3 protein-coding genes are annotated in these 3,210 nt (G+C 40.9%); all 3 read right to left on the bottom strand.

What is annotated here, in order from left to right; translation table 11 throughout:
- Positions 1 to 142 (bottom strand): galactokinase family protein (locus C5O24_RS12025; protein WP_205961112.1); only part of this gene is annotated, 142 nt, incomplete at its 3' end.
- 95 nt (positions 143 to 237) lie between these two features.
- Complete coding sequence (locus C5O24_RS12030; protein ID WP_107036604.1) at positions 238 to 2,667, bottom strand: glycoside hydrolase family 2 TIM barrel-domain containing protein; 2,430 nt, start codon at positions 2,665 to 2,667, stop codon at positions 238 to 240.
- 8 nt (positions 2,668 to 2,675) lie between these two features.
- A partial coding sequence (locus tag C5O24_RS12035; RefSeq protein WP_205961111.1) for a glycosyl hydrolase 53 family protein occupies positions 2,676 to 3,210 on the bottom strand: 535 nt, incomplete at its 5' end.

Consider the following 3,210-nt stretch of genomic DNA (forward strand, 5'->3'; position numbering starts at 1 on the left):
CTTTATCGATAGCACCGGGGAAAACGAAACCGCCGTTGTAGTCAGTATGCTCTCCGATAAGATTGATGCGACCAGCCGAAGCATAAAATAAAGGCTCTGCATCGAATCGATTTTTAAATTCTTCAGATAATTTATTTTTCATTATTTTTGAATATTAAGATAAAAATCGGAGCAATCTACATCTGACTGCTCCGACGAAGAATCAGCCTAAATCAATCTTTTTTACCAATTCTGAACCTATTCTACCTGTATTGTCGTTGTTACAGGTTTTACACCATTAGCTGAAGCCGTAAATGTAATTATACCTTCCTTGTCAGCACTGCGCACTATTGCAGTAGCGGCACCGCTAAATAAATCCATTTCCGGTTTTTGGAATGGAAGAAGCGATGTAGGATCTCCATTTGCTGTGGCTTCAAAAGATCCGGCACCTTCAACCTTAAATTTAACCCGACGATTATCTGTCGGAATAATGTTCCCATCTTTATCTGCAACTTGGATAGTAATATAACACAAGTCCTCTCCATTGGCTGCAAGAATTTTTCTATGAGGAGTTGCGACTAAATGATGAGGTTTTCCGGCAGTCCTAATTGTCTTTTCTTCTGCTAATTTCCCGTTTTTATCGTAAGTCACTACTTTTAGTTCTCCCGGTTCATACTTGGTATCCATCCACATTAGGCGATAACGATTATAAACCGTGGAATCATTTTTCTCTCGTATGCCTTGGCTTATACCGTTGATAAACAATTCTGCTTTAGGATATGACGTATATACGAATACCGGAGTCACTCCCCCCTCACGACCTTTCCAGTTCCAATGCGGAAGAATATGCAGTGTTGGAGAATCCTCATTCCATTTTGAACGATATAGATAGTATCGGTCTTTAGGAAGCGATGCAAGATCTATTATCCCAAAAACAGAACTATGACTTGGCCAAGCATCAGTATCGTATGGCGATGGCTCTCCGAGATAATCGAATCCTGTCCAGACAAACTGACCTATGCACCAATCGTTATCATCATCCCTTGCAAAGTCAAAGTCAGGAGTGTTGGACCATGAACAACTTTCATTGTCATAACTGTTTGATTGATTTTCAGGATGAAGCACCACATTATGATCCTTAAATTCCACAGGGAAGAAATATTGACCTCTCGACGATACCGTGGATGCCGTTTCAGAACCAAGAATCAAACCATTGGGTAATTTTTCATAAAACTTATCATAAAACTGAGGTTTATAGTTGAAACCGGGTATATCGAGAGCGGCGGCGAATCCATTATCAATTACAGCACCCTCGCCAACCTGATCCATTCCACAAGTAATAGGACGAGTTGTATCTAATTTCCTTACGGTATTACGTAATCTTAGGAGTTCTCCAATACCGGGTTCTCCCCATTGGCTTGGCACCTCATTTCCAATTGACCACATGACAACGGAGGGATTGTTTCTGAAATGACGTATCATATTTGAAACGTCTTTTTCCGCCCATTCATCAAATACTGCTCCATACCCATTAGGCGATTTAGGTCGAAATCCCCAATCATCAAATGGTTCAATCATCATCATTAATCCCATTTCATCGCATAATTCCACAAGTTCGGGAGCCGGCATATTATGAGATGTACGTATAGCATTAACGCCCATATCCTTAAGTAACTCCAACTGATGACGCAAAGCTGATTTATTCACAGCCGCGCCGAGTGGACCGAGGTCGTGGTGATTGCATACTCCTTTGAATTTTGTGGGAACTCCATTGAGGAAGAACCCTTTTTGTGGTACATAAGCGAGTGAGCGAATGCCAAAGCTAGTGTCATATTCATCCACCACTTTACCATCAACAGATAATATGGTTTTTGCGGTGTAAAGTGCCGGATTGTCTGGACTCCATAAAATAGGGTGATTGACAAGAAAATTCTGAGTAAATTCTTGTCCTCTTGCACAAAATACATTGGATTTTTTTGCCACCTCTTTGCCCTCCGGATTTAGGATGACAGTCGTAATATTGATATTTTGGCGGTTATATGTTCCGGCGACCTCCATTGAGAGAGAGACTGAAGCATATTCCTTAGTAACGACAGGCGTAGTTACAAATGTTCCCCAAGTGGGTATATGAACTTTATCTGTACTTATAACATGTACATTTCGATAAAGACCGGCTCCCGGATACCAACGAGACTGTCCTTCTTTATTTTCACAGGCAACTTCAAGTCTATTCTCTCCCGGAAGAACTATGCCATCAACATTTACATAGAATGAATTATATCCGTATGGCCAAGAAATAACTTTCTTTCCGTTTAAAGTTACCTCAGCATTACTCATAACACCATCAAATACAATGGTGACAGACCGATTAATTGTATCCGGGATTTCAAAAACAGTACGATATATGCCTTTCCCGATGAAAGGAAGTCCTCCTGTACGACCTGTTTTTTCAGTCGCTTCTGTTTCTCCGTTTTGCTCTACCGCTACAATCTGCAAATCATGTTTTCGATCAAAAGGTCCATAAATAGCCCAATCATGAGGAATCCTGACTTGTTGGATATTAGGTGCGTCAAACACATTGCCATGAGAAAATTCCCAGCCATGCTTTAGTGTTTGTACCTCTCTTTGAGCATTTATATTAATGGCTCCCGAAAGAGCCATTAATATAAATAGATATTGAAATTTCATAAAAGTTTTCATTTATTCTTAAAAGCATCAAGAGCAACTGTTGGAGCGTCATTGTCAAAGCACCCAAGATTATAGCCGTCGTTGTAGCCATTGGGAGCTTGAGGCTCCCAATAGAAGATGCCTTCAACATCCGTAGCCATCATTTTAGTAATTAGCTGCTTACAGGTTTCCCCCTGATCGTATGGCATACCTATTTCACAAATCATTACAGGTTTGTTATACTTCTGTTTCAAATGGTTGATATTTGCTATACAGTCATCTGCAACCTTCAACCATCCTCCAGTCTCACCCTGCTGCTCTGCCCAATAGGGGTAAAGAGACATACCAATCATATCATATTTGCCACCGTTGTTTTCAAGTATGTCAAACATTCTGTCGTAGGCCCATTGATTGTTTCCGCCATCAAGATGGACAATAACTTTCGCATCGGGGAAAACTGCCTTAACTGCATCATAACCGGCATTGTTAAGTTGTGTCAACTGAATAGGGTTGTCAACGGAGCCAACCGGCAGTATCATGCCGGGGGTTGTTTCATTTCCGACC

This window comes from Paramuribaculum intestinale (assembly GCF_003024925.1).
GTDB lineage: Bacteria > Bacteroidota > Bacteroidia > Bacteroidales > Muribaculaceae > Paramuribaculum > Paramuribaculum intestinale.

Coding starts and splice junctions, on each gene's coding strand:
- C5O24_RS12030 (WP_107036604.1), bottom strand. CDS start 2,667: ATGAAATTTCAATATCTATTTATATTAATGGCTCTTTCGGGAGCCATT.